Source organism: Stappia sediminis, assembly GCF_009826895.1.
Lineage (GTDB): Bacteria > Pseudomonadota > Alphaproteobacteria > Rhizobiales > Stappiaceae > Hongsoonwoonella > Hongsoonwoonella sediminis.
Genome location: NZ_WUMV01000002.1, coordinates 263,657 through 288,521 on the forward strand (window position 1 = coordinate 263,657; position 24,865 = coordinate 288,521).

Below are 24,865 nucleotides of genomic sequence, written 5' to 3' on the forward strand. Positions count from 1 at the left end.
AGAGGACGCAATGACCGACCTTTTGAGAAAGCCCTTCGGGACCCGCGGCAAGGTTCATGAAATCACGCCGCAAGGCGCCGGCTGGCGCTATGTGGGCTTTTCACTTTACCGGTTGAAGGCAGGTGACAAGGCGGCCGAAGCGACAGGCAACAACGAGGTGATCCTCGTCATGGTCGAAGGGAAGGCCGCGATCCATGGGGCTGGCCGGGACTGGGGCGTTCTCGGCGAGCGGATGAATGTCTTCGAGAAGTCGCCGCCGCATTGCCTGTATCTGCCGAACGACACCGAGTGGGAAGCGGTTGCCGAAACGGACTGCGTTCTCGCCGTCTGCGCGGCACCCGGCAAGGGCGGCCACGAGGCGCGCCGGATCGGCCCGGACGGCATCTCGCTCACAACGCGCGGCAAGGGCACCAACACGCGCCACATCAACAACATTGCCATGGAAAACGAGGACTACTGCGACGCGCTTCTCGTCACCGAGGTCTTCACTCCCGCAGGCCACTGGTCGTCCTATCCGAGCCACCGCCACGACGAGGATGATTACCCGCGCATCACCTATCTGGAAGAGACCTATTACCACCGGCTGAACCCGGCTGCAGGTTTCGGCGTCCAGCGTGTCTACACCGACGACGGTCGGCTTGATGAGACCATGGCTGTCGCCGATGGCGATGTGGTGCTCGTCCCGCGCGGACACCACCCTTGCGGCGCGCCCTACGGCTTCGAGATGTATTACCTGAACGTCATGGCGGGGCCTTTGCGCAAATGGCGCTTCGTGCCGGATCCGAACGTCGAGTGGATCATGAAACGGGATGGGTGATCGAGGCGCGCCGCCTGTATTGCCGGCATGAACGCTTTTCCTCGATCAGAAAAGCGGCTTCCCAGTTGAGGGCAAGCCCTCTAGCTTGCCTCTTCGAGGGCCTGATCCACGAGAGCCTTGAACATGGCTATGCCCGACGGGATGATCTCATCGGGAAAATCATAATCGGGGTTGTGAAGTTCGGGGATGTTCTCACCGGAACCGAGGCCGAACATTGCGCCCTTGTAGCGCCTGGTGATTTCTCCGAAATCCTCTCCTGCGCGGAAAGGCGCCTCAAGCTCCGTATAAGCCAAACCGTTCAGCCGAGCCGCATCCTCGATCATGGCGACGGCGTCCGCGTCGTTGACCGTTGCGGAAAAAATCTCGATTTCCTCAAACTCGATCCGAAGGCGATATTTCGACGCTATTTCTTCCGATGCCGTGGCGAACTCGCTCCACATCCGGTCGACGACCTCATTGCGCGGCGAGCGCAAGGTGAAATGCGCCTCTCCGTATCCCGGTGCGACACCCGACGAGGGAACGCCCATGTCGAAACGCACGGGCACGACAAGCGCACGCTCGTCGGGCGTGTCGAACGACTGCTGAATGCGGGCGGACGCTTGAGCGATTTCGGCAATGGCAAGGGCCGGGCTGGCTCCCGTTTCAGGCATGGCGCTGTGCGCTTCCTTTCCGCTCAGCTTGATTGCCATGTAACGTACCGCCGAGGTGAAAACGCCAGAGCGGCACAGGATCTCGTCCTTGGGAAAGCCCGGAAAATTGTGCAGGGCAAATGCGTAGTCCGGTGCGATCTTTTTGAAATTCGGATGCTCGCAGCAGGTTCGCGCACCTGTGCCCGTTTCCTCATCCGGCTGAAAAAGAAGAACAATGCGGCCCCGCGCCGGCCGTTGTCTCGCGTAAATCTGGGCAAGACCGGCGATGATCGTCATATGCCCGTCATGGCCGCACTTGTGAGCGACACCGTCATACAATGATCGATATGCGAGATCGTTATTGGTTTCGTGGATCGGCAGTGCGTCCAGCTCCGTCCTGGCGAGAACAGTGTTTCCTGAGGCGCTGCCGTTATAGACGGCCGCGAACCCGGCACCGGCAAGCGAGATGATCTCGTCAGGTGGCGCGTGTTCTTTCAGCTGCGCCTGCATGTAGGCCGCGGTTTCTGCCTCCTGCCTGGAAAGCTCGGGGTGGGCATGCAACCATTGGCGCATTCGTTTCAGTTGCTCGAAGTCGACACTGTTGTGATGAAATTCGCTCATCGTCAAAACCGCTCGTTTATATTCGGGGATCGGGTACTACGGACAGTGATACCTTTGGAATGACGCCCCATCCATGCCTGTGAATTGTGAAGGCAGAGCCATCAAGCCATCGTGAAGATTTGGAGGGAGTCCGGGCGGCACCTGTTGCCCGCAATTGCCGGGCTCAAGAGCGGGCATGCGCAAAGCGCCCCGGCGATCAGCCCGTAACGCCGATCGGCCAGGGTGCGAATTCTTCCTCGCCGACGCCGAGCGCTTCCGATTTCGATTTTTTTCCGCCCGCGACCGCAAGGATGTCCTCGAAGATTTCCTGGCCCATTTCGTCGAGCGTTTTCGTTCCGTCGATGATGGCGCCGCAATTGATATCCATGTCGCCGGCCATTCGCTCGTACATCGGCGTGTTCGTGGCAAGCTTGATCGTCGGCGCCGGATAGGAACCGAAGCAGGACCCGCGCCCGGTGGTGAAGCAGATGAGATTGGCGCCGCCCGCGATCTGCCCCGTCGCGGCAACCGGATCGTAGCCGGGCGTATCCATGATCACGAGGCCCTTCGCCGTTACCGGTTCGGCATATGTGAATACGCCCTCAATGCCCGTCGAGCCGCCTTTCTTGGAGCCGCCCAGCGCTTTCTCGATCACATTGGCAAGCCCGCCCTGGCGGTTTCCCGGGCCGACCACGCCTTGCATCTGCACGTCCTTGCCGTCGGTATACTCAAGCCACCAGTTGATACGCTCAAGAAACTTTCGGCCCACTTCCTCATTGCGCGCGCGTGCTGTCAGCGTGTGCTCTATGCCGTAAAGCTCCGGCGTTTCGCTCAAGATGGCGGTGCCGCCATGGCGCACGAGAATATCCATCGCCTTGCCGAGCGCGGGATTGGCGGAAAGGCCCGAAAAACCGTCCGAACCGCCGCACTGCAGGCCGATCATGATATGTTCGGCTGAACAGGGCGTGCGCTCGATCGCGTTTGCTTCCTCCAGCATCTGACGGATCTGCGCCTTGCCCGCTTCGATCGCTGCGACCGTTCCACCGACATCCTGCATCACCACGGTTTTCAGCAGCTTGCCGGCTTCAAGGCTGGCCCCTTCGAATAGGCGCTGCAGGTTATTGCGCTCACAGCCGAGCGAGCAGACAAGCGCGCCCGCTATATTCGGGTGGCGGATGTAACCGGCGAGTGTGCGATGCAGCAGGTCCATCGCCTCGCCGGTCGCCTCCATGCCGCATCCTTGCTGGTGGACGAAGGCCACCACGCCATCGACATTCGGATAATCGGCCAGACGCTCTTCATCGAACCAGGCCGCGATCTTGCGCGCGACGGTTGCCGCGCAGTTCACCGTTATGAAGATACCGATATAGTTGCGCGTGCCGACCCGGCCATCCGCGCGCCTGAAGCCCATGAAGGACGCGCGCTCTTCTTCCGGCAAGAGTTCGGTCGGGACATAGTCCTGGCCGAAGCGATAGTCCTTCTTGAACTCATCCATCAGCACGTTGTGGCTGTGCAGCCAGGTTCCAGGCGCGATATCGTCGCCCGCAAAACCGATGATCGCATTGTACTTGAGAACCGGCTCTCCCTTGGCGATGGCATGGGTCGCGATCTTGTGGCCCATCGGAATATCCTGAAGCGCGATGACGCCCTCCGACGGGACTTCGGTGCCCGCGGATATTTCCACACGCGCGACCGCTACATTTTCGGCTTCATCGAGCCGGATGACCGGGATCTTCTCCATGGGATCGGCTATCGCTCAGCGCCCGGTTTTCTTGCGCCAAGCCTCGTATTTTTCAAGGTTTTCATCCTTGGTCGCAGGGTAGAGCCCTATGATCGTGGCACCGTTCAGGACTTCTTCCATCACGAAATCCTCATAGCTTTCCATGCCCGTGCACTCATCGGCGATCTCATCCGCCAGATGAGCGGGGATCACCATCACCCCGTCACGGTCCCCCACCAGAACATCGCCCGGAAAGACTGGCGCATCGCCACAAGCGATCGGCACATTTGTTTCGATCGCTTCATGCAGGGTTAGATTGGTGGGTGCCGAAGGCTTTGCGTGATAGGCCGGCATGTCGAGGCTGCCGATGCCTTCGGCATCGCGGAAACCGCCGTCGGACACAACACCAGCCGCACCTCGCACGGCAAGGCGGGTTACAAGGATCGAACCTGCCGTGGCCGCGCGAGCGTCCTTGCGTGCGTCCATCACCAGCACCCAACCCGGCGGGCAGGCTTCGACCGCCGCACGCTGGGGATGATCCGGGTTGCGGAACACCGTGATCGGATTTCGGTCCTCGCGCGCCGGGATGTATCTTAGCGTAAAGGCTTGACCCACCATCATGTGCGGCTTGGGCGACACCGGCACGACACCCTGGATGAACTGGTTGCGCAGGCCCCGCTTGAAGAGCGCGGTGGCGACGGAAGCCGTGGAGACCTTTTTCAGTTTCTCGCGGGTTTCGTCGGATAAAACGAAGTCGGTCATTTCAACCTCAGAAGATATCGGGTTCGCCGGCGGTGTGCCCGAAGTCCGTTTGCAGGAAGTCGAAATCGCAGCCCTGATCGGCCTGAGTAACGTGGCGAGAGAACATGTAGCCGTAACCCCTCTCGAAACGCCGCTCGGGGCTTTTCCATTCAGCCCGCCGTCGATCCAGTTCCGCATCATCGACCAGCATGTCGAGGCGCCGGTTCGCAAGGTCAAGGCGCACGATGTCGCCCGTCTTCAGCAAGGCAAGCGGCCCGCCCACGAAGCTTTCGGGCGCGACGTGCAGAACGCATGCGCCATAGGAGGTGCCTGACATGCGGGCATCGGAGATCCGCAGCATGTCCCGATGGCCCTTTTTTATCAGGGCCTTCGGGATCGGCAGCATGCCCCATTCGGGAAAGCCCGGCCCCCCTTGCGGCCCGGCGTTTCTAAGCACCAGCACGTGATCGGGGGTCACATCGAGATTTTCATCGTCGATCGCCTTTTTCATCTCCGGATAGCTGTCGAAGACCAGCGCGGGCCCTTCGTGAACATGAAACCTCGGATCGCAGGCGGCGGGCTTGATCACCGCGCCATCCGGGCAGAGGTTGCCGCGCAGAACGGCGAGCGAACCTTCGTGATAGACAGGGTTAGAAAGCGGGCGGATGACATCGTCATTAAAGACCTCGGCACCTTCGAGGTTTTCGCCCATACTCCTGCCGGTCACGGTCATTGCGCTGCAATCCAGTCGATCCTCGAGTTGCTTCATCAATGCGCGCAAGCCGCCTGCGTAATAGAAATCCTCCATGAGGTAGTTCTTGCCGGCAGGGCGGACATTGGCGACAAGCGGTGTTACCCGCCCTAGCTCATCGAGATCATCGAGCTTGAGATCGACACCGGCGCGGCGTGCCATGGCGATCAAATGCACGACCGCGTTGGTGGAACATCCGGTCGCCATCGCGACCGTAGCGGCATTGTTCACCGCTGCATCGGTCAGGATCCGGTCAGGCGTCAGGTCCTCCCAGACCATTTCGACGATCCGCCGCCCGCATGCCGAACCCATGCGCTGATGGCCGGAATCCACGGCAGGAATCGAGGAGGCGCCGGGAAGCGACAATCCTAACGCTTCGGCGATGGCAGTCATGGTGGAGGCAGTGCCCATGGTCATGCATGTACCGGCGGAACGCGCGATGCCGCCCTGGATGCCGAGCCATTCCTCGTCGGTGATATTGCCGGCACGGCGTTCGTCCCAGTATTTCCAGGCATCCGAGCCGGAACCCAGGATCTTGCCGGCATAATTGCCGCGCAGCATCGGCCCCGCCGGCAGGAAGATCATGGGCACTCCGGCCGAAATCGCGCCCATGACGAGGCCGGGGGTCGTCTTGTCGCAGCCGCCCATGAGCACCACTCCGTCAAGTGGATGCGAGCGGATGATCTCCTCCGTCTCCATCGCAAGCATGTTGCGATAAAGCATCGAGGTCGGCTTGGTGAAGCTTTCGTCCACGGAGAGTGCCGGCATTTCGACCGCGAAGCCGCCCGCCTGCAACACGCCGTGCTTCACGTCCTTCACCCTTTCGGGAAAGTGCGAATGGCAGGTGTTGAGTTCCGACCAGGTGCTCAGGATGCCTATCACCGGCTTGTCGCGGAAATCCTCCTCCGCGTAGCCAAGCTGCATCATGCGCGAACGGTGGCCGAAGCTTCTCAGGTCATCTGGCGCGAACCAGCGCGCCGAGCGGAGATCTTCGGGTTTTTTCTTGGAAGTATCCATTTTCTGCCTGTCACGAAATCGGTTGGGCAAGCCCGAACAGAAGCCCGGAAATGATTGCCGCGAGGACAACGCCTGCGACCCAGGCCGTGTAGCCATAGGCCATGATGTCCGATTCACCGTCACGTCCGACCATCACAATTCTCCGTCAGTTCAGAAATTCCGGGAGCCAAAGGGCGATTTGCGGGAAAAGCATCACCAGTACGAGGCCAACGATTTGCAGCGCGATAAACGGAAGCACGGCCGTGAAGATCTCCTGCAATGTCACATCCTTCGGCGCCACCGATTTAAGCCAGAAGCAGGCCGGCCCGAAGGGAGGCGACAGGAAATAGATCTGGATGTTCATCACGAAGAGGATCCCGAACCAGACCTTTGCCTGATCCTCGGTGAGCCCCAGTTCCGGCGCAAGCGACATGACGACAGGGGCGAAGACCGGCACCGTAATGAAGACGATGGCGATCCATTCCATGAATGTGCCGAGGATCACGAGGATCAGCATCATCACCAGGATCACGCCCATGGCCGGAAGGCCGAGGTCGAGGAAGAGCGAGCGCAGGAAATCGCCGCCACCGACGAGATTGAAGATACCGACGAAGGAAACCGCGCCAAGGATGAGCCAGACGATCGTGCCGACCGTGGTCATCGAGCCCATCAGTGCGGCACTGATGACGCTCCACCGGAACTGATGGCGAATGGCCGCAACCACGAGGGAGCCGATACAGCCGACGGCCGCGGCTTCCGTCACCGACGCGATACCTCCGTAGATGGAACCCATCACAGAGAAGATGAGCAGCACGCAAAGGATGACGGCGGTCAGGCGTTCCTTCGAAAGGGTATTATCCGTACCCCTGAGTTTCGCAACCTCCACAGCGGTTGGTGCCATGGAAGGATTGAGGTTGACGCGGATTAGCACATAACTTGCGTAGAACACCGCCAGCATGATGCCGGGCACCGCACCCGCCATGAAAAGATCGCCGATGCCGACTTCCGCCGAAAGACCGTAGACGATCATGATGATCGAGGGCGGGATGAGCGTTGCCAGCGCGCCGGAAGCGCATATGAGGCCGATGGTGAGTTTCCGGTCATAGCCGAGGCGGAACATCTGGGGCAGGGCGACCAGCCCCAGCATCACGATCTCCCCGCCCATGACGCCGGACATCGCCGCCAGGATCACAGCGACGATGACGGTCTGCACCGCCACGCCTCCGCGCAGGTTGCCCGCGAAGATCGACATGGCGTCGAAGAGGTCTTCCGCGATGCCGGCCCGCTCCAGGATGGAGGCCATCAGCACGAAGAAGGGAATGGCGACCAGCGTATATTTTTCCAGAAGCCCGGCGGCATTGGTAGATACCAGGAAGAGCCCGCGCGGGCCGAAGAAGGCGATTGCCATGAGCACGGAGACGATCAGCGTCACGATGCCGAGCGGCATGCCGGTCATCATCAGGCCAATGAGGAGCACGACGACGATGATCGAGACGGTCGCAAGGTCGTAGGAGCGCATTTTCAGCGCCTTCGAAGGATCAAGCTCCTTGCCTATGTCGGAAAAGAAGCCGCTTACCATCGCAAAGATGCTGTCTTTGCCAGCAATCTCCGCGCCGATCGATGCTATGAAATAGATCGTCATAATGGCCGCGAGCGCCTTTACCGAATTTCGCGCCCATTGAGCGTGAAGATGACGATGAAGGTTCGTTGTCAATTGTGCGAGATAGAGGAAACCGCCGACCATGAGTAGCGACTTCAGCATCATCGGCATTGGAGAGTTGAAGGCGGTTCCCGATTTCTCGACGCTCAGGATCGAACCCAGGGCGCGTACGGTCGCGTCGGTCAAAAGCAGGTAGAGGGCGGCAACACCCACGACCATTGCGAAAAGATCGAGCCGCCAGCGCGTGGCGGGCGAAGCCAAGACATGGAAAACGGTGATACCGATGTGCCGGTGCTTGAGGGTTACATAGCCGGAAGACAGCATCCAGGACGCGGCGCAAAGCACCATGACGGTTTCGAACGCCCAATAGGTCGGCGCATGCAGGGCATAGCGGGAGAATACCTCCCAAAGTGTGACGATAGCGGCGATGATGTAAAAGGAGGAGATCGCCACGCCCGTAAAATGACTGACGTGATCGACAGCCGTGTAATCATCGAAGGCCAGTACCTCTTCCTCGTGATGAAGAGGATCCTGCGATGCGATTTCAGGGTCCGTTTCAGCGATCCTTGAGTCAATTTCACCGGCCATGGTGCAGATCTGCCTTGATTTATGGCGCCGTACCGCCGGCGAAGATGCGCGAGCGGGCACCTGCGCATTCGCGCGAGGTGGCTATTCGAATATCGAAAAGTGCCGCACCCGCTGTTCCAGCGGGTACGGTCCGCCGCATCGAGCCTAGAGCAGTCCCTGCTCTTTCATGAAATCGATGTGGGTTTGGTAGGTTTCCTTCGCGAGGTCGGAACCCGCCGCGAAATCCGCCCACGCCTTTTCGGCAATCGCACGAAGCTTGTCGCGCTCTTCCTGCGGCCAGTCGATAATGGTCAGTTCGCCCGCGGCCTTGTCGCGTGCCACAAGTTCCTCATCTTTCTGGCGCGTTGCCTCGATAAGGCCCCTGTAGGCCTGTTGATACCAGTCGGTTAGCGCCTGCTGGTTTTCAGGGCTCAGGTCGTTCCAGACTTCCTTGGATACCGTGAACTGAAGGATAGGCATGGAGTGAATGCCCGGATAGAGCGGGTATTTCGCGATCTTGTGCATGCCGTTGGCATCGTTATTGGCGTAGGCCGAATTGTCGGCTGCATCGATAACGCCCTTTTCCAGCGCTCCATAAGTCTCGGATCCAGGCAGGGAAACAGGTGCCGCGCCCGCGCGCTTGAACACGTCTGCCGCAAGGCCCTCCGGCGCGCGGATCTTCAAACCCGCCAGATCTTCAACGCCGTAGATCGGCACCTTCGAGACGAAAGCCTCGCGGGCATAGGACCCGCATCCCACTACCTGAACGCCCTCGTAATAGGCGTCATGCATTTTCTGCAGCATTTCCTTGCCGCCACCGTTGGCGCAGAATTCCATCATCTGCTCCGGCGTGTCATAGCCGGCGATCAGGTCGCCCATCAGTGCGAAGGCAGGATCCTTGCCGGAGAAGTAGTTGATGGAGGTAAGGTCCCCATCGAGAACGCCGGCGGAAATCGCATCAGGCGTTTCGCGGCGCGGGACGACGGATTCGATCGGCAGAAGCTCGATCGAAAGGGCGCCGTTGGTCATTTCCTCAAGCTTCGGAACCCAGGTCTCGTTCAGGTATGCCAGCGAAAAATGGCTCGCGTTCGAACTGGTCTGAACCTTCAGATCGCGGTCCGCTGCTACCGCAGAGCCCGACAGGCCTGCTATCACGGCAATTGCCGCTACGGTGGTGAGAAACTTGGCTTTCATGAATTCCTCCCTTCGGTCCAACCCCAGCGCAAGGGCGCCTGCGTATCCTCCGGCCCCTGCGGCTGGACAAACTAATATATTAGTGTCACAGTTGAATCAAGCGCTCTTTTACCATAGGTAATTTTCTGGAATTTCCTCAGGGAACCTCGGCAATCGTCATCGGAAGGAATTGCGATGGACAGTCTGGTATCAACACTGCAGCGCACAGGGGCCAGGGGGCCGGGTCACAGGGAGGCTGGCGGCTCGTCGGCGTCGCAGCGGGTCTATGAGGAGCTGAGGCGCAGGATCATCAGCTTTGCGTTGCCGCCCGACACCGTGCTTTCACGTGCCGCTATCGCGAAGGAATACGAGGTAAGCCTGACGCCCGTGCGCGAAGCGCTGCAGCAGCTCGAAGCCGAAGGACTGGTGAAGATATTTCCCCAGTCGAAAACACTTGTCACCCGTCTGGCGCTGAATGAAATTCATGAGGCCCAGCTCCTTCGTATCGCCGTGGAGACCGAGGTAGTGGGCCGGCTGGCCGGCGCATGCACGCCAGCCATCCTCAAGCGGCTGAAGACGATCGTCAGCATGCAGGAAGCATTGGCGGACGATCCCGAGGAGCTTGCCTCCTTCCAGGAACTCGACGAAATGTTTCATCGGACGATCATGGCGGGTATCGGTCATGAAAAACTGCATGATCTTCTGAAGTCCCGCTCCGGGCATTTCAGCAGGCTACGGCAGCTTCATCTTCCGAATGCGGGAAAAATCGCGAATATCCTCGCAGATCATAACGCCATCATTGCGGCTCTCGAAGCCGGAGACCCGCCGCTTGCCCAGAAGGTGATGCGTGAACACCTGAGCCAGACGATCAGGCGGGTCGACGAACTGCGTCAGCAACATCCCGATTATTTCACCTGATGTCTTTGCTACAGGGGCCAAACGCATGACAGACGCTACGGGACTTCGGAATTCGCTTACCGGCATATCCGGCATTCTTGTCACGCCATTCGACAGCGCCGACCGGATCGATCCGAAGCGGCTGCAACCGGTCATCGACGGCGCAATAGATGCCGGTGTTCACCTTCTCGTTTCCAATGGAAACACCGGTGAATTCTACAGTCTCACGCTTGATGAAGCCTTGGCGATGGTGGCCGAGACGGCTCGTATGGTGGACGGTCGGGCACCGCTGATCGGGGGCGTCGGGCGATCCGTGCAGGACGCTTGTGCGCTTGCGCGCGCATCGGCTGAAGCCGGTTGCGCGGCTCTGATGGTCCATCAACTGCCGGACCCGTTCGTCTCGCCCAGAGGAACGGTGGATTACCTCCGCCGGATCGCCGATGCCGCCAACGGCCTGCCGCTTGTTCTATACATCAGAAACGATACGGCCGGCACGGATGCAATCGCGGATGTATGCGCCATTCCCTCCGTCGTCGGCGTAAAATGGGCAACGCCCAACCCCATGCGGCTGGCTGCGGCGATGAGGGCCTGCGACCCGGATATCGTGTGGGTTGGGGGACTTGCGGAGATCTGGGCGCCCACGTTCTACGCGGTTGGCGCACGCGGGTTTACATCAGGGCTGATCAACGTGTGGCCCGAGCGTTCGGTCGCGATCCATGCCGCGCTCGAAAGGCAGGATTATGCCGAAGCTCGCTATCTGATCGAAGGTATGCGCGCATTCGAGGACGTTCGTGCGGAAGAAAACGGCGGCGCAAATGTTTCGGGCGTGAAGGCAGCTCTTGCAATGCTCGGGCGCGATTGCGGTCATGCCCGTCCGCCGGCGGCATGGCCGCTCACCGACGATCAATCGACGCGGATAACCGATGTGCTGGCGCGCGCAAAGAAGAGTTGAGTGCGATCCGGTTTCGATGCCGGCCAACAGTCCGGCCGTTCCTGCCGGATGTCGGCACCGACGGAAAATACATCAGAAAGAAACGACGGCGCCTTTCGGCGCCGCCAGGTGAGGATCTCGAAAGATCAGGTCCGGAGATCCTTCGGGAGAATGCTTTCCGGCATGTTCTGGTAGCAAACGGGCCTCAGGAAACGGCGGATCGCCATGGTGCCGACGGAAGTCGCTCCGAAGTTGGTGGACGCAGGGTAGGGCCCGCCGTGGACCATCGCGTCCGCCACCTCGACACCAGTCGGGAAACCGTTGGCGAGGAGCCGGCCCGCCTTGCGTTCCAGAATCGGGAGAAGCTGACGCGCTTCGCCCACATCCGCATCGTCCATGTGGAGTGTCGCGGTAAGTTGACCTTCCAGGCTTTTGGCCACCGCAACCATTTCCGCGAAATCCGTGGCCCGCACCACGAGACCGAGCGGACCGAAAACCTCTTCGCCGAGTTCCCGGTTCGATAGCCAGTCCTTGCCCGTCGTGGCATAGAGGTAGGGCGTCGCATTGCGAAGGTCGCAGGTTGAGGTCAGCACCTCGCGAACGCCGCTCGAACCTGCCACGCGATCGCGGCCTTCGCGATAAGCGGCGGCGATGCCGTCCGTCAGCATGACCTGCGCCCCGACATCGCCAAGGGCGGCAGCGGCAGCCTCCACGTAAGCGTCCGCATCCGGCCCGTCGATCACGACCGAAATACCCGGATTGGTGCAGAACTGGCCCGCACCCATGGTGAGCGAACCGGCCCAACCCTTGGCAATCTCGGTCCCGCGCGCGGAAAGTGCGGAAGGCAGCAGAAACATCGGATTGACCGAGCCGAGCTCGCCGAAGAACGGAATTGGCTCCGCGCGGGCGGCGCAAAGATCGAACAGCGCGCGGCCGCCTGCGAGCGAGCCCGTGAAGCCGACGGCCTTGATAAGCGGGTGCTGGACGAGGGATTGGCCTACGTCGCGCTTGCCGCCCTGAATGAAAGAGAAAACGCCCGGATGCACACCGCACTTCTTGATAGCTGCGTGGATCGCCTCTGCGACGATTTCTCCGGTGCCGGGGTGGGCGGAATGACCCTTGACGACAACCGGGCAGCCGGCCGCCAGGGCAGACGCCGTATCGCCGCCTGCCGTAGAAAAGGCGAGCGGGAAGTTCGACGCGCCGAAAACGGCCACCGGGCCGACGGGACGCTGCATAAGCTTGAGATCCGGACGCGGCAGCGGCTTGCGGTCCGGCAATGCATCGTCGTGGCGGCGATCGAGATAATCGCCTTTTTCGATGTGCGAGGCGAAGAGGCGAAGCTGGCCGACGGTGCGTCCGCGCTCTCCCTCGAGCCGCGCTTGCGGCAGGCCGGTTTCCGACGTCCCGATTTCGGTGATCGCTTCCCCACGCGCGTCGATCTCGTCGGCTATCGCGTTGAGGAAGGCGGCACGTTCGGCCCGGTCGCTGTAGCCGTAAGTCCAGAAAGCCTCCTCAGCGGCCTTGGCCGCGGCGTCGACATGCTCCGGCGTGCCCACCGAATAGTCGAAAGAGGGCCCATGCGCCGGGCTTGAGGCAAACGTTGTGGCGCTGCCAACCCATTCGCCGTCGATAAGGTGGCGCCCGTGCGGTTTGAATACGGGTTTGTCGAGCATGGTCAAATCTCTTGGTCAGTCGTTGAAAGGAGCCGCGACAAGCCGTTTGCCGAGCATTAAGGCATCCGCGACATGGCGAAGCGGGGAAACATCGACCTCGCTTCGGCCCTCACGCAGCAAATCGGCGAAACGGCCGTAGATGCCGTCATACTCCGATTGAAGCGCTTCGGCATCCGTTACGTCGCGGCTATCGATTTCAAGATGCGCTCCGCCGCCGGTCAAGCGCAAGAGGCCACGGTCGGTTTCAACCTCGATATTCCAGGTTTGCGGACCGGTCTGACGCCAGTCGAAATCCGCCTCCACCGCAAGTTTGCCGCTGCCGCGCATGGAAAGCCGGGCTGCAATCGGCGTGTCGCGGTTTTCCGGAAATTCAAGCTCGGCTGCTGTCATCTGGACAGGAGCGGGCAGGATTTCGGTCAGGATCGAAAGTGCATTGATGCCGGGATCGAAAACGCCGAGGCCACCCGGCTGCCATATCCATTGCTGACCCGGATGCCAATGGCGCACGTCCTCGCGCCAGGTGATCATGACTTTGCCGATTTCCCGGTTCGCGAGCCATTCCTTCGCCCTGGGCACACCCTTGGCAAAGCGCGAATGCCAGGTGGCGAAAAGGACGCAGCCATTGGATTTCGCCAGGTCGCTCAACGCCTCGACTTCCGATAAGGAGGCTCCCGGCGGCTTTTCCAGAAGCACATTGCGCCCTTTGGAAAGCGCCTCATGCGCGAGGTCGAAACGAACCTGCGGCGGAACGCAAAGCGCAACGGCTGGAATATCAGGCTCCTTCGCCAGCATGTCGCCGAGCGACGAATAGCAGGGAACGCCTTTCATGGACGCATGGCGGCTGATGACGGCGCCGAGGCGAAAAGCGGGCGAGGCGGCGATTGACGGAACATGCTGATCGACGGCGATCTTGCCGAGGCCGACGATGGCGACGGGTGTTTCAGTGGCTGTCACGTGGTACGTCCTTTCCGCGCCCGCCCCTCAGAAAGTCGAAATCCGCGCCGGTTTCCGCCCCTTGCACATGCGTCTGGAAAAGCTGCGCATAGCCGCCCATGGCGGGTTCGACCGGCGAGCGCCACGCATCGATGCGTCGGGCGATTTCCTCGTCCGGCAGGTCCAGGTGAAGCTTGCGATTGGGAACATCGATATCGATCATGTCACCGGTCTGGACAATGGCGAGGGGACCGCCGATTGCTGCTTCCGGAGAAGTATGGAGAATGACGGTGCCGTAAGCGGTGCCGGACATGCGAGCATCCGAAATGCGTACCATATCGGTTATGCCCTTGCGAAGGACCTTGGGTGGAAGGCCCATATTGCCGACCTCGGCCATGCCGGGATAGCCCTTCGGCCCGCAGTTTTTCAACACCATGACGCAGGTTTCGTCGATGTCGAGGGCCTCGTCGTTGATCTTCGCCTTGTAGTCGTCGATATCCTCGAAGACGACGGCACGGCCGCGATGCTGCATAAGATGCGGACTTGCCGCCGACGGTTTCAGGACAGCGCCTTTCGGCGCAAGATTGCCCTTCAAAACCGCTATACCGCCTTGCTGCGTCAATGCCTTGTCCGCGGGGCGGATGACGTCCTCGTTCCAGTTGCGTGCATTTTTCACCTGATCCCAGGCGGTTTCGCCCGATACGGTGAGCGCATCCTTGTGCAGAAGCCCGGCTTCGCCGAGCCGCTTGATCACGACCGGAAGGCCGCCTGCATAAAAGAACTCCTCCATCAGGTATTTGCCCGATGGCATGAGGTTCACGATGGTCGGGACGTCGCGGCCGAGACGATCCCAGTCGTCCAGCGTCAGGTCGACGCCGATGCGCCCTGCTAGCGCCAGAAGATGGATGACGGCATTCGTGGACCCGCCGATGGCCCCGTTGGTGCGGATTGCGTTTTCGAAAGCCTCCCGCGTCAGGATGTCGGAGGGTTTCAAGTCGTCTTTCACCATCTGCACGATACGACGGCCCGTGAGCTGCGCCATGACGCGCCGCCGGCTGTCGACGGCCGGGATCGCGGCATTTCCCGACAGCGCCATGCCGAGAGCTTCGGCCATCGACGCCATGGTGGAGGCGGTGCCCATGGTGTTGCAGGAGCCAGGCGAGCGGCTCATCGCCTGTTCGGCTTCGAGGAAATCCTCGCGCGTCATCTTGCCGGCTTTGATGTCCTCCGACATCTGCCACAGTGCCGTGCCGGAGCCCACCCGTTCGCCACGGAACCAGCCATTCAGCATAGGTCCTCCGGTGACGACGATCGCCGGAATGTCGACGCTGGCCGCCCCCATGAGAAGGGCCGGGGTGGTCTTGTCGCAGCCGACCATGAGGACCACGCCGTCGAGAGGGTTTGCGCGCAACGCTTCTTCGACATCCATTGAGGCGAGGTTGCGATACATCATCGCTGTCGGGCGCAGGGAGCTTTCACCGGTGGAGAAGACTGGAAATTCGACTGGAAGGCCGCCGACTTCATAGATGCCGTGCTTCACGCGCTGGGCGAGGTCGCGCAAATGCGCGTTGCACGGTGTCAGCTCCGACCAGGTGTTGCAGATGCCGATGACGGGACGGCCGTCGAACAGATCTTCCGGCAGCCCCTGATTTTTCATCCATGAGCGATGATAGATATGGTCCCGGCTGTCGCCGCCGTACCATTCATGCGAGCGCAGCTTGCGCGGCCAGGGGGCAGGGGTGAAAGTCATGACGCTCTCGCTTCTGAATTTAAAGCGCGTGAACCCGGCACGTCTCTTCGACCGGAATGGTGGCAACGCTCAGTCTGTTGACGAGCGGCAGGCCGAATTCGGACGCCTCAATTTCGAAGGTGTCGCCGGGCTCAGCCTGCACGCCCTTGGCAAAGGAAAGAGTTGCCGTTCCGAACATGTGCACATGAACGTCGCCAGGCTGGCGGAAGAGCCCGTATTTGAAGTGGTGATGCTCGAGATTGGCGATCGTATGCGACATATTCGCCTCGCCGGACAGGAACGGTTCCTCGAAGATCACCTCACTCCCGCGTCGGATACGCGAAGTTCCGCGAATATCCTGCGGCAGATCTCCGATCAGGATTTCCGGGCCGATGCTTGCCGGGCGAAGCTTGGAGTGAGCAAGGTAGAGATAGTTTCGACGCTCCATCACATGATCGGAGAACTCGTTCGACAGGGCAAAGCCGACGCGAAATGGCGTGCCCTCCGCACCGATGACATAGATGCCGGCAATCTCCGGTTCCTCGCCCCCGTCTTCCGCGAATTCCGGCGATACCAGGTCGGCGCCCGGCGCCACGAGCGAAGCGCCGTTGCCTTTGTAAAACCACTCGGGTTGTACGCCGGCATGTCCGATGGCGGGCCTTCCACCCTCGAGCCCCATGTTGAACATCTTCATGGAGTCAGTAAGCGCTTCTTCCTCTCTCGCCGACTGGTGCATCGCGTCGCGCGTTGAGGCGGAACCAAGGTGCGTGAGGCCCGTGCCCGTCAGATGCAGATGCGCAGGGTCGGGATGATGGATCGGGTTGAACAGCCGGCCCTCTTCATAGGCGCGCTCCAGGTCGACAGCGCACCCGAGGCCGAGTGCGGCGATTTTCGCGGCAAGGGGCACGCCTTCGCGCGCACATTCGCAAGCAAGCGCATAGACGCTTTCGGCGCCGGATACTTCGAAGGTTTCCGTACCCGCACGAGCGATGACGCGCAATGAGCCATCCTCCGTCTTCATCTGCGACAACAGCATGGCTACGCTCCCTCAGGCCTTGTTCTTGTTGAGGACGTCGAAAATCACGGCGGCCAGGAGCACCAGGCCCTTGATGACTTGCTGCCAGTCGATGCCGATGCCGAGGATTGACATCCCGTTATTCATCACGCCCATGATGAAGGCGCCGACAACCGCACCGACGACGGTACCGACACCGCCGGACATGGACGCTCCGCCGATGAAGACGGCGGCGATGACGTCAAGCTCGAAGGCAAGGCCCGCTTTTGGTGTTGCGGTGTTGAGGCGGGCGGCGAAAACAAGGCCGGCAAGGGCCGCCAGCATGCCCATGTTGGCGAAGGTCAGAAACGTCAGCCGTTCGCTGTTGATGCCCGAAAGCTTCGCCGCCTTCTCGTTGCCGCCGATCGCGTAGATGCGCCGCCCGATCGTCGTACGTCCGGCGATGAAGCTGTAGACGGCGATAAGAAGCGCCATGACGATGAAGACATTGGGAAGTCCTCGAAAATCCGCCATCAGGTAGCTGAGATAAACAAGCGCGATGAAGATCAGCGCGTGCTTGGTGGCGAAAAACGAGAAGGGTTCGTCGACGATGCCGGTCTTCTGGTGTTCCGTACGTGTGCGTATGGCCATGACGAGGATGCCGAGGGCAACCGCAAGGCCGATGAAGAGTGAGAATAGGTTGAGACCTTCACCGCCGAAGAAATCCGGAACGAAGCCCGAGGCGATCAACTGGAACTGTGGCGGGAAGGGGCCGATCGACTGGCCCTCGAGGAGCCAGAGGGTGAGCCCCTTGAAGACCAGCATGCCGGCAAGCGTGACGATGAAGGAAGGGATCTTGTAATAGGCGATCCAGAATCCTTGCGCTGCTCCGATAAGCGCGCCTGCCGCAAGGCAGATAATGGCGGCAAGGAAGTAGTTTACCTCCCAATTGACGATCATGACAGCGGCGAGTGCGCCGATGAATCCAAGGACGGAGCCTACCGATAGGTCGATGTTGCCGCTGACGATCACAAGCAGCATGCCTATCGCCATGATGACGATGTAGCTGTTCTGCAGGATCAGGTTGGTGATGTTGACCGGCTTCAGCAAAATGCCGCCGGTCGCGACCTGGAAGAAGCCCATGATCGCTATAAGCGCGATCAGGATCCCGTATTCGCGAATGTGCTTCTTTATGAAGCTGGTGGCCGAATGCTCTTCGTGCTGAGTGCTGGCCCGAGCGGTTGCACTTTGGTCCATCTGACTATCCACCTGACTTGATGATCATGGACATGATCTTTTCCTGGGTCGCGTCGGCGGTCGGCAGTTCGCCGACGAAGCGCCCTTCGTTCATGACGTAGATGCGGTCCGTGATGCCCAGAAGCTCGGGCATTTCGGAAGAGATGACGATCACGGATCGACCCGCCGCCGCGAGATCGCGGATGATCGTGTAAATCTCGTATTTCGCGCCGACATCAATGCCGCGCGTCGGCTCGTCGAGGATCAGGATGTCGGGGTCGGCGAAGAGCCATTTGGACAGGACAACCTTCTGCTGGTTTCCGCCGGAAAGGTTGACCGCCTCCTGCTCGACCGACGAGCATTTGATATTCATCTTCGCCCGGTATTCGCTTGCGACCTCGCCCTCGCGGCGCTCATCGACCACCATGTGGTCCGCCACACCTTCGAGATTGGCGAGCGGCACGTTGCGGCGGATCGTCTGATCGAGCACCAGGCCGTAGGTCTTGCGGTCTTCCGTGACATAGGCGAGCCCGGCGTTGATCGCGCGCGGGATCGTGGAGACATCCGCGAGCTTGCCGTTAACAATGACTTCACCGGTGATATGACGGCCGTAGGAGCGCCCGAAAAGGCTCATCGCGAGTTCCGTGCGACCGGAGCCCATCAGCCCGGCGATACCCAGAACCTCGCCCTTGCGCACGTTGAAATTGACGTTGTCGACGGAAAGCCATTCGTTATGGAACGGGTGATGAACCGTCCAGTTCTTCACTTCCATGACCGTATTGCCGATCCTGGGTTCGCGGGGCGGATAGCGGTCGTGAAGACTGCGCCCGACCATGTCGCGGATGATATCATCCTCGCCAACCTGCCCCGTCGAGCAGTCCTTCGTGCTGACCGTCGCGCCATCGCGCAGAACGGTGATGGTATCGGCGATTTTCGCAATCTCGTTGAGCTTGTGCGATATCATGATCGCCGTGATGCCCTGCTTGCGGAATTCCATCAGCAGGGACAACAGCGCTTCGCTGTCCGCTTCGTTGAGCGAGGAGGTCGGCTCGTCGAGGATCAGGAGCTTCACCTTCTTGGAAAGCGCCTTGGCGATTTCGACAAGTTGTTGCTTGCCCAGGCCGAGGTCGTCGACCCTCGTCTCGGGATTTTCCCGCAGGCCCACGAGCTTCAGGAGTTCCGCCGTGCGCCGGTTGGTCTCGCGCCAGTCGATTACGCCGTTCTTTGCGCATTCGTTGCCGAGGAAGATGTTTTCCGCAATCGAAAGGAGCGGCACGAGCGCCAGTTCCTGGTGGATGATGATGATGCCGTCACGCTCGGTATCGGCGATGCCGCGATAGGCCTTCGTCTCGCCCTCGTAGATGATTTCGCCGTCGTAGCTGCCGTGCGGATAAATCCCGCTCAGCACCTTCATCAGCGTCGATTTGCCAGCGCCGTTTTCCCCGCAAAGCGCGTGGATTTCGCCGCGCCTGACCTGAAGATTGACATTGTCCAGCGCTTTGACCCCAGGAAACTCCTTGGTGATCCCGCGCATTTCGAGAATGTAGTCCATGAGCCTGCCCTCAGCCGCGGTTCTATTCGGGCTGGACCTATGCCGCGGTTTATCGACCGCTCGTTTGCGGTCGGATCGGAAAATTGGGGCCGCGTCGGGCGCGGCCCCGAACAGATGCGTTATTGAATCTGGTCGCGGGTGTAGTAACCGCTTTCCAGAAGCACATCTTCCCAATTCGCCTCGGTCACCGGGACGGGCTTAAGCAGGTAGGACGGCACGACCTTGACCCCGTTGTCATAGGTCTCGGTATCGTTGATCTCCGGCTCGCTGCCGCCAAGCAGGGCATCGACCATGCCGACGGTTACACGGGCGAGTTCGCGCGTGTCCTTGAAGATCGTGGAGTATTGATCACCACGGAGGATCGCTTTAACCGACGGGATTTCGGCATCCTGACCGGTCACTATCGGCATCGGCAGGTCGCCCGAACCGTAGCCCACGCCCTTCAGTGAGGAGATGATGCCGATAGAAAGCCCATCGTAGGGCGAAAGTACGCCGTGGATCTGCTGGCCCGTGTAGTTTGCGGACAGAAGGTTGTCCATGCGTGCCTGGGCGACGGAGCCGTCCCAACGCAGAGTGCCGACCGTATCCATGCCCATCTGGCCGGACGGGACGACGATATCGCCGGAATCGATCAGCGGCTGGAGGACGGACATCGCGCCATTGTAGAAGAAATAGGCGTTGTTATCGTCGGGCGAGCCGCCGAAAACTTCTATGTTCCAGGGCTTTACGTCGCCGTAACGTGCCTTGAGACCATTTACCAGATTTGTCGCCTGGAGAACGCCCACCTGGAAATTGTTGAAAGTGGAATAATAGTCGACATGTTCGCTGTCGCGGATCAGGCGGTCATAGGCGATCACCTTGATGCCGGCGGCATTTGCGTTGGCAAGCGCATTTGAAAGCGTCGTACCGTCGATGGCGGCTATGACGAGGACATTCACGCCCTTTGTGATCATGTTCTCGATCTGGGCAAGCTGATTGGGGATATCGTCTTCAGCATATTGCAGATCGGTGGTGTAGCCTGCGGCCTCGAATTGCTCGACCATGGAATTGCCGTCGGATATCCAGCGCGAAGAGGATTTCGTCGGCATGGCGATACCGACGAAACCGTCGGCAAACGAAAGGCTGGGCGCTGCGAATGTGGTTGCAGCTAACGCGGCAGCCATAAGGGTCCTGGTGAATTTGCTCATCATGTCCTCCCGGATCGCCGCAGGGCGAGAGGCGGCGCGCCGTGACGGCTCGCGAAGACCCTCTGCTGCGATGCAATCTCGTTTCCTCCCAACGGCGCCGGTAAGACAAGGGATCGGTTCGCGCGGCACCGCTGCGTCAACCTGACGCAACGAAAGCGTTACCCAGTTTCGATATTCCGTACAAATACATATAATGCTATTTGATATATATAAAATGTAATATCAAGTCGAGAGAAGTACGATGGACCATGTTGACGCGGCTTTCGATAATGCCGGCAAGGACAGGCTGGTGCGAAAGGGGCTCAAGCTGCGCCACTTGCGTCTTATTTCCGCTGTTCGGGATACCGGTCAGGTCGGTGCCGCCGCCCAACGCCTGAGCATGGCGCAGCCCGCCGCTTCGCGCTTGCTGGCGGATCTGGAGGCGATCGTCGGCGCAGATTTGTACGTGCGCCACCCACGAGGCATCGAGCTTACCGAGCTTGGCGGGCGTCTTGCCGAGCGGGCGAGACGTATCCTCTGCGAACTCGATGACACTGACCGCGAGATTGGGGAAATGAGCGCCGGACAGCGCGGCAGGGTGAGTCTTGGATCCGTTACCGGGCCCGCACTGGAAGTGGTTCTTCCGGTCATAAGGCAGATGCGCGTCACGCACCCGGCGATAGATGTCATGGTGACTGTGGAGACAAGCGGCAAGCTTGTCGAAGCACTCCTCGATGGGACCATAGATTTTTTCATAGGCCGAATTCTGGGCGATGCCGATCTGGATCTTTTTTCAACCCAGGTCGTCGGCGAGGAACCTATCGGCTTGATCGTGCGCAACGGGCATCCGCTGACGAGGCGAAAGGACCTCGAGCTTGAGGACTGTATCCCTTATGATTGGGTAATGCAGACGAAGGACGGATTGCTGGCGCAAACCGTTGAGCGCTATCTGGTCGAAGCCGGAAATCTGCTGCCGCAACGGGTGGTACGCACGTCTTCCCTGCTTATGACACTTGCGCTGATCGGGCAATCGAATGCGATCGCGCCGATCGCCCGCTCGGTCGCGGAATTCTACTCGGACAGTAACGGTTTTGGCGGGCGAATTACCACCCTGCCGGTGGCCGAAGACCTGACCGTTTCGGCGTATTCGCTGATCCGAATGAAAGACAAGGATCTTTCACCCGCCGCGCAGCTGTTTTATTCGGCCGTCGAGCAGCAATTGAACCGTTGCCAAATGGCATCGCGGCTTTCCAGGGAAAAGTCCGACGTCATTTCTTGATAGTGGTTGCTTGTCGAATTTCCGGAGCCCGGATTGATCGGCCGTTTGCTATTCGACGTTGCCCATCTGCTTGGCCTGATTGATCAGTTCCTGACATGCTGCCTCGTCGCCGTCGCGCCGTTTTTCATTCGCCTGGTCAAGCAGCACCCGCATCGACTCCGCTGTAGTGACATCAATGCCGTAGTCGCCAGGCGTACCAAGAGCGCGCTCCACCTTGTCTATATCCTCAGCGCAATCCGCCAAGGCGATCGCCGGTGCTGCAATCATGAAAGCCGAACAGGTGAGCATTATTGTAAGTAAATTCGATTTTCCGGGCATTTTCATTTCCCTTCATTGTAAGAAACTGGCGTCGAGCCTTCGCGCAAGACAAGTATGAAACCCTATTGCCGTTTGTATCTACGAGACTGATTTCTCTAGAGCATATCCCGCAGAATCTGGATTGGATTTCGCGACAAGGATATGCTCAAGATATTGATTATGAAGCGGTTTCCAATCACGAAAGTGAATCCGCTTTCGTGGAAAGCGCTCCAGGGAATTGCCGCAAAAACTATGTGCGGATCCGAGTTACTATAAAACAACATTCTTATTCCGTTAAGTTATTATCGCACCAGTAGCAAAAGAATGAAAGTATGTATTTTCGCTATCAGGAATTGTGATTCTGGTGAACTCATTCTCTCGACAGGACTCTTGCCAGCCACACATTGCTATGGATCTTCATTTTGGCGCGCGGCCTCTTGCGCGCGTTCAAGAAAGCGCCTTGCCTCCTCCTGGCGGCCTGTCGATCCGAATATCTCCGCGAGCGTAGACATTAACAGGGCGCTGTCCGGCCTTTTCTTCAACCCTTCCTCGGCAATGGAAATGGCGCCTTCCGGATCTCCCGTTGCCCATGCAATACGAGCGCGCATGCGCCATGCCTCGTGGAGCTGGGGATCGAGTTCGGCGGCAGTGCGAAACGCCTGATCCGCCACCGGCACGTTTCTTAGCGCGAGCGCGAGGCCGCCGATCGCCATCTGCGTTTCAGGAAAATCCGCCTTGGCCGCCAGGGAAGATTGATATTCGCGAAACGCCTCGCTCAGCGCTTGCCGTTTGTCGTCGGGGATCGGCCGGGACAGTACGGAAATCATGTACCTCGCGGCATCGATCCGAACGCTTTTCACAGGATCGGTGAGAAGCGGAAGCAAACGCTCCAGAATGTATTCCGGTTCTGCACCGGCCTGCAGATCGGCGGCTGCCGACCTGACAAGCGGATCTTTATCGTCCAGCAAAGGGGCGACCCGGATGCCGACTTCAGGCGTTTCCGCCTGAGAAAGGCGCTCAAGCACGCTTGCCCGCGCAATGCCCGCATTTTCGACCGTTTCCGCGTAAACGGCGAGACGTTCGACCGCCACATCGTCAAGCGTCATGCCCGGATCGAGAAAATGCGCAAGGGAGGGCGTTCCGGAGCGACCGTCGGGATACCAGCCCTTCACCGTTTCCGCGGCCCATTCGTCAGTCTTGCCGGTATGGCATCCGGTACATGCGTTCGGGACGCCGAATTCCACCGATAGATCGGGTCTCGGCACACGAAAGGAATGATCGCGGCGCGGATCGACCCGCATGTAAGTGGTTTCGGGCATATGGCATGATGTGCAACGCGCACCGTCGCTCCTGGCCTCGTGGTGATGGTGGCCCGGATCGTCGTAAAGCGCCGGCTTCAGGCCGGAAAAATCGGGATTTCCCTGAGGATTGTGGCACTGCGTGCAGAGCGCATTGCCCTCCGCCTTGAGCTTCAGCGAATGCGGATCATGACAATTCGTGCAGGTCACGCCTGCGGCGTACATTTTACTCTGGAGAAAGGAACCGGCGACATATACTTCGTCGCGGATCTGGCCATCTGGGTAGTAGAGCCCGGGCCTAAGCAGTGAAAGGCGGTAGTCATTCGAAAACAGTGACGCGGCGGGCGGGCTGTCCGCGCCAATCGGTTCGCGCCGCGAATGGCATCGAAAGCAAAGGTTGAGTTCCCGGAACTGGTTCGATCCTTCGAGCCCTGTGAGAAATCCGTAGTTGTCGATGCCCGCAAAGCCCGAGATCGCAGCCGAAGGATCGGCTCCGCTTTCCTGCGCATGAGCCCAGGCGACATGCGCTTCTCCAGCGCCGTGGCAGGCTTCACAAGTAACGTTCAACTCGCTCCAGGTGCTTGAATAGCTGCGTGTTCTCGGTTCGTAATTCTTGCGAAAGTCGGTCTGATGGCATTCCGCGCAGCGCGCGTTCCAATTCTTGTAGGGTCCCGTCCAATGCAGGCCGTCCTCCGGCGTAAGCTTCTGGTCGGGGAAAAGGTGAAACCAGCGGCGATTTTCAGTGTCCCAGGCAATGTCCAGTGCCTGAAGGCGACCGGGTTTCGTCTCCACCAGATACTGTTGCAGGGGGGTTATTCCGACCGCATATTCGATTTCATATGACGTGTTTTCACCGTCTGCGCCTTCCTGTTCTACTCGAAAAGCATTTCCATCGCGATGGAAGAGATAGGACGTGCCGTCGTGTTCGAATTCCGCATCATCGAAATCGCCTAGGACGTATGGCTCTTCAGCAGGTTTCAAGGCCCAGTCGTGATGCGAACCCGACCAATCGCCAAAAGCTTTCGAATGGCAGGACTGGCAGGTCTTGCTGGTGACGAAGGCGGGATCCCGTGTTTCTTGGGCTAATGCAGGGGGGGCTTCGAAAAGACATAGGCAAACGAAAAGAGCAGAAAGAAGGAAGGAGAGCGGATTCAGAAAGAACATACGGTGCAACCGCCGGCGATCATGTGCCGGCGTGATGACTTGGCGGTTGCCTAGACGGT

General features: G+C 59.7%; 20 protein-coding genes. 4 read left to right on the top strand and 16 right to left on the bottom strand.

Annotated features, from left to right (window positions below):
* Positions 1–10: 10 nt before the first annotated feature.
* Entirely contained in the window at positions 11–817 is an 807-nt protein-coding gene (gene iolB / locus GR183_RS04760) for a 5-deoxy-glucuronate isomerase (RefSeq protein ID WP_160774455.1), read from the top strand.
* Positions 818–897: 80 nt separating this feature from the next.
* Here the strand turns inward: iolB and GR183_RS04765 are convergent, their stop codons facing one another.
* From GR183_RS04765 to GR183_RS04795, 7 genes are all read right to left on the bottom strand, one after another.
* Positions 898–2,067, bottom strand: a complete 1,170-nt coding sequence (locus GR183_RS04765) for an amidohydrolase (protein ID WP_160774456.1) — start codon at positions 2,065–2,067, stop codon at positions 898–900.
* A 196-nt stretch (positions 2,068–2,263) separates the two neighbouring features.
* Positions 2,264–3,787 carry a D-arabinonate dehydratase gene (locus GR183_RS04770; RefSeq protein WP_160774457.1) on the bottom strand — a complete coding sequence of 508 codons (1,524 nt, stop codon included), beginning with the start codon at positions 3,785–3,787 and terminating at the stop codon, positions 2,264–2,266.
* 15 nt (positions 3,788–3,802) lie between these two features.
* Positions 3,803–4,528 carry a ribonuclease activity regulator RraA gene (locus tag GR183_RS04775; protein WP_160774458.1) on the bottom strand — a complete coding sequence of 242 codons (726 nt, stop codon included), beginning with the start codon at positions 4,526–4,528 and terminating at the stop codon, positions 3,803–3,805.
* Between the two features lie 7 nt (positions 4,529–4,535).
* Positions 4,536–6,275 (bottom strand): L-arabinonate dehydratase, encoded by a 1,740-nt coding sequence (gene araD / locus GR183_RS04780; RefSeq protein WP_160774459.1) that lies wholly within the window; start codon positions 6,273–6,275, stop codon positions 4,536–4,538.
* Between the two features lie 10 nt (positions 6,276–6,285).
* A complete protein-coding gene (locus tag GR183_RS22135; RefSeq protein WP_160774460.1) occupies positions 6,286–6,408 on the bottom strand; it encodes a dihydroxy-acid dehydratase in 123 nt (40 codons plus the stop codon).
* A 12-nt stretch (positions 6,409–6,420) separates the two neighbouring features.
* Complete coding sequence (locus GR183_RS04790) at positions 6,421–8,502, bottom strand: TRAP transporter large permease subunit (RefSeq protein ID WP_160774461.1); 2,082 nt, start codon at positions 8,500–8,502, stop codon at positions 6,421–6,423.
* Positions 8,503–8,646: 144 nt separating this feature from the next.
* Positions 8,647–9,675, bottom strand: a complete 1,029-nt coding sequence (locus tag GR183_RS04795) for a TRAP transporter substrate-binding protein (protein WP_160774462.1) — start codon at positions 9,673–9,675, stop codon at positions 8,647–8,649.
* A 174-nt stretch (positions 9,676–9,849) separates the two neighbouring features.
* On the opposite strand from GR183_RS04795, the gene GR183_RS04800 reads away from it, so the two are divergent.
* Together GR183_RS04800 and GR183_RS04805 are read left to right on the top strand one after the other, a co-directional pair.
* Positions 9,850–10,572, top strand: a complete 723-nt coding sequence (locus GR183_RS04800) for a GntR family transcriptional regulator (RefSeq protein ID WP_160774463.1) — start codon at positions 9,850–9,852, stop codon at positions 10,570–10,572.
* Positions 10,573–10,597: 25 nt separating this feature from the next.
* Positions 10,598–11,503: a dihydrodipicolinate synthase family protein gene (locus GR183_RS04805; RefSeq protein ID WP_160774464.1), complete on the top strand. Its 906-nt coding sequence runs from the start codon at positions 10,598–10,600 to the stop codon at positions 11,501–11,503.
* A gap of 125 nt (positions 11,504–11,628) precedes the next feature.
* On the opposite strand, the gene GR183_RS04810 is transcribed toward GR183_RS04805, so the two are convergent.
* The 7 genes from GR183_RS04810 to chvE all read right to left on the bottom strand — a co-directional run bounded on the left by GR183_RS04810 (position 11,629) and on the right by chvE (position 20,789).
* A complete protein-coding gene (locus tag GR183_RS04810; RefSeq protein ID WP_160774465.1) occupies positions 11,629–13,158 on the bottom strand; it encodes an aldehyde dehydrogenase (NADP(+)) in 1,530 nt (509 codons plus the stop codon).
* Between the two features lie 15 nt (positions 13,159–13,173).
* Complete coding sequence (locus GR183_RS04815; RefSeq protein WP_160774466.1) at positions 13,174–14,112, bottom strand: Gfo/Idh/MocA family protein; 939 nt, start codon at positions 14,110–14,112, stop codon at positions 13,174–13,176.
* Positions 14,099–15,841: an L-arabinonate dehydratase gene (araD, locus tag GR183_RS04820; RefSeq protein WP_160774467.1), complete on the bottom strand. Its 1,743-nt coding sequence runs from the start codon at positions 15,839–15,841 to the stop codon at positions 14,099–14,101. Before araD (GR183_RS04820) ends, GR183_RS04815 begins: the two co-directional genes overlap by 14 nt.
* A gap of 19 nt (positions 15,842–15,860) precedes the next feature.
* Complete coding sequence (gene araD1 / locus GR183_RS04825; RefSeq protein WP_160774468.1) at positions 15,861–16,856, bottom strand: AraD1 family protein; 996 nt, start codon at positions 16,854–16,856, stop codon at positions 15,861–15,863.
* 12 nt (positions 16,857–16,868) lie between these two features.
* Complete coding sequence (mmsB, locus tag GR183_RS04830; RefSeq protein WP_160774469.1) at positions 16,869–18,071, bottom strand: multiple monosaccharide ABC transporter permease; 1,203 nt, start codon at positions 18,069–18,071, stop codon at positions 16,869–16,871.
* Positions 18,072–18,075: 4 nt separating this feature from the next.
* Positions 18,076–19,602 carry a multiple monosaccharide ABC transporter ATP-binding protein gene (mmsA, locus tag GR183_RS04835; protein ID WP_160774470.1) on the bottom strand — a complete coding sequence of 509 codons (1,527 nt, stop codon included), beginning with the start codon at positions 19,600–19,602 and terminating at the stop codon, positions 18,076–18,078.
* Positions 19,603–19,721: 119 nt separating this feature from the next.
* The gene (gene chvE, locus GR183_RS04840; RefSeq protein WP_202395841.1) at positions 19,722–20,789 is read right to left on the bottom strand and encodes a multiple monosaccharide ABC transporter substrate-binding protein; all 1,068 of its coding nucleotides are present in this window, start codon (positions 20,787–20,789) and stop codon (positions 19,722–19,724) included.
* A 241-nt stretch (positions 20,790–21,030) separates the two neighbouring features.
* On the opposite strand from chvE, the gene GR183_RS04845 reads away from it, so the two are divergent.
* Positions 21,031–22,047 (top strand): LysR family transcriptional regulator, encoded by a 1,017-nt coding sequence (locus GR183_RS04845; protein WP_160774471.1) that lies wholly within the window; start codon positions 21,031–21,033, stop codon positions 22,045–22,047.
* A gap of 48 nt (positions 22,048–22,095) precedes the next feature.
* Here the strand turns inward: GR183_RS04845 and GR183_RS04850 are convergent, their stop codons facing one another.
* Both GR183_RS04850 and GR183_RS04855 read right to left on the bottom strand, forming a co-directional pair.
* Positions 22,096–22,365 (bottom strand): hypothetical protein, encoded by a 270-nt coding sequence (locus tag GR183_RS04850; protein WP_160774472.1) that lies wholly within the window; start codon positions 22,363–22,365, stop codon positions 22,096–22,098.
* Between the two features lie 386 nt (positions 22,366–22,751).
* The gene (locus GR183_RS04855; protein ID WP_160774473.1) at positions 22,752–24,623 is read right to left on the bottom strand and encodes a tetratricopeptide repeat protein; all 1,872 of its coding nucleotides are present in this window, start codon (positions 24,621–24,623) and stop codon (positions 22,752–22,754) included.
* Between the last annotated feature and the right edge of the window lie 242 nt (positions 24,624–24,865).

What these genes read in the sequence shown, in the direction of transcription:
- GR183_RS04850 (WP_160774472.1), bottom strand. Translation starts at nt 22,365, where the DNA reads ATGCCCGGAAAATCGAATTTACTTACAATAATGCTCACCTGTTCGGCT.
- GR183_RS04800 (WP_160774463.1), top strand. Translation starts at nt 9,850, where the DNA reads ATGGACAGTCTGGTATCAACACTGCAGCGCACAGGGGCCAGGGGGCCG.
- araD (WP_160774459.1), bottom strand. Translation starts at nt 6,275, where the DNA reads ATGGATACTTCCAAGAAAAAACCCGAAGATCTCCGCTCGGCGCGCTGG.
- GR183_RS04810 (WP_160774465.1), bottom strand. Translation starts at nt 13,158, where the DNA reads ATGCTCGACAAACCCGTATTCAAACCGCACGGGCGCCACCTTATCGAC.
- GR183_RS04845 (WP_160774471.1), top strand. Translation starts at nt 21,031, where the DNA reads ATGGACCATGTTGACGCGGCTTTCGATAATGCCGGCAAGGACAGGCTG.
- GR183_RS04795 (WP_160774462.1), bottom strand. Translation starts at nt 9,675, where the DNA reads ATGAAAGCCAAGTTTCTCACCACCGTAGCGGCAATTGCCGTGATAGCA.
- GR183_RS04790 (WP_160774461.1), bottom strand. Translation starts at nt 8,502, where the DNA reads ATGGCCGGTGAAATTGACTCAAGGATCGCTGAAACGGACCCTGAAATC.
- GR183_RS04770 (WP_160774457.1), bottom strand. Translation starts at nt 3,787, where the DNA reads ATGGAGAAGATCCCGGTCATCCGGCTCGATGAAGCCGAAAATGTAGCG.
- GR183_RS04765 (WP_160774456.1), bottom strand. Translation starts at nt 2,067, where the DNA reads ATGAGCGAATTTCATCACAACAGTGTCGACTTCGAGCAACTGAAACGA.
- mmsB (WP_160774469.1), bottom strand. Translation starts at nt 18,071, where the DNA reads ATGGACCAAAGTGCAACCGCTCGGGCCAGCACTCAGCACGAAGAGCAT.
- iolB (WP_160774455.1), top strand. Translation starts at nt 11, where the DNA reads ATGACCGACCTTTTGAGAAAGCCCTTCGGGACCCGCGGCAAGGTTCAT.
- araD (WP_160774467.1), bottom strand. Translation starts at nt 15,841, where the DNA reads ATGACTTTCACCCCTGCCCCCTGGCCGCGCAAGCTGCGCTCGCATGAA.
- mmsA (WP_160774470.1), bottom strand. Translation starts at nt 19,602, where the DNA reads ATGGACTACATTCTCGAAATGCGCGGGATCACCAAGGAGTTTCCTGGG.
- GR183_RS04775 (WP_160774458.1), bottom strand. Translation starts at nt 4,528, where the DNA reads ATGACCGACTTCGTTTTATCCGACGAAACCCGCGAGAAACTGAAAAAG.
- araD1 (WP_160774468.1), bottom strand. Translation starts at nt 16,856, where the DNA reads ATGCTGTTGTCGCAGATGAAGACGGAGGATGGCTCATTGCGCGTCATC.
- chvE (WP_202395841.1), bottom strand. Translation starts at nt 20,789, where the DNA reads ATGAGCAAATTCACCAGGACCCTTATGGCTGCCGCGTTAGCTGCAACC.
- GR183_RS04805 (WP_160774464.1), top strand. Translation starts at nt 10,598, where the DNA reads ATGACAGACGCTACGGGACTTCGGAATTCGCTTACCGGCATATCCGGC.
- GR183_RS22135 (WP_160774460.1), bottom strand. Translation starts at nt 6,408, where the DNA reads ATGGTCGGACGTGACGGTGAATCGGACATCATGGCCTATGGCTACACG.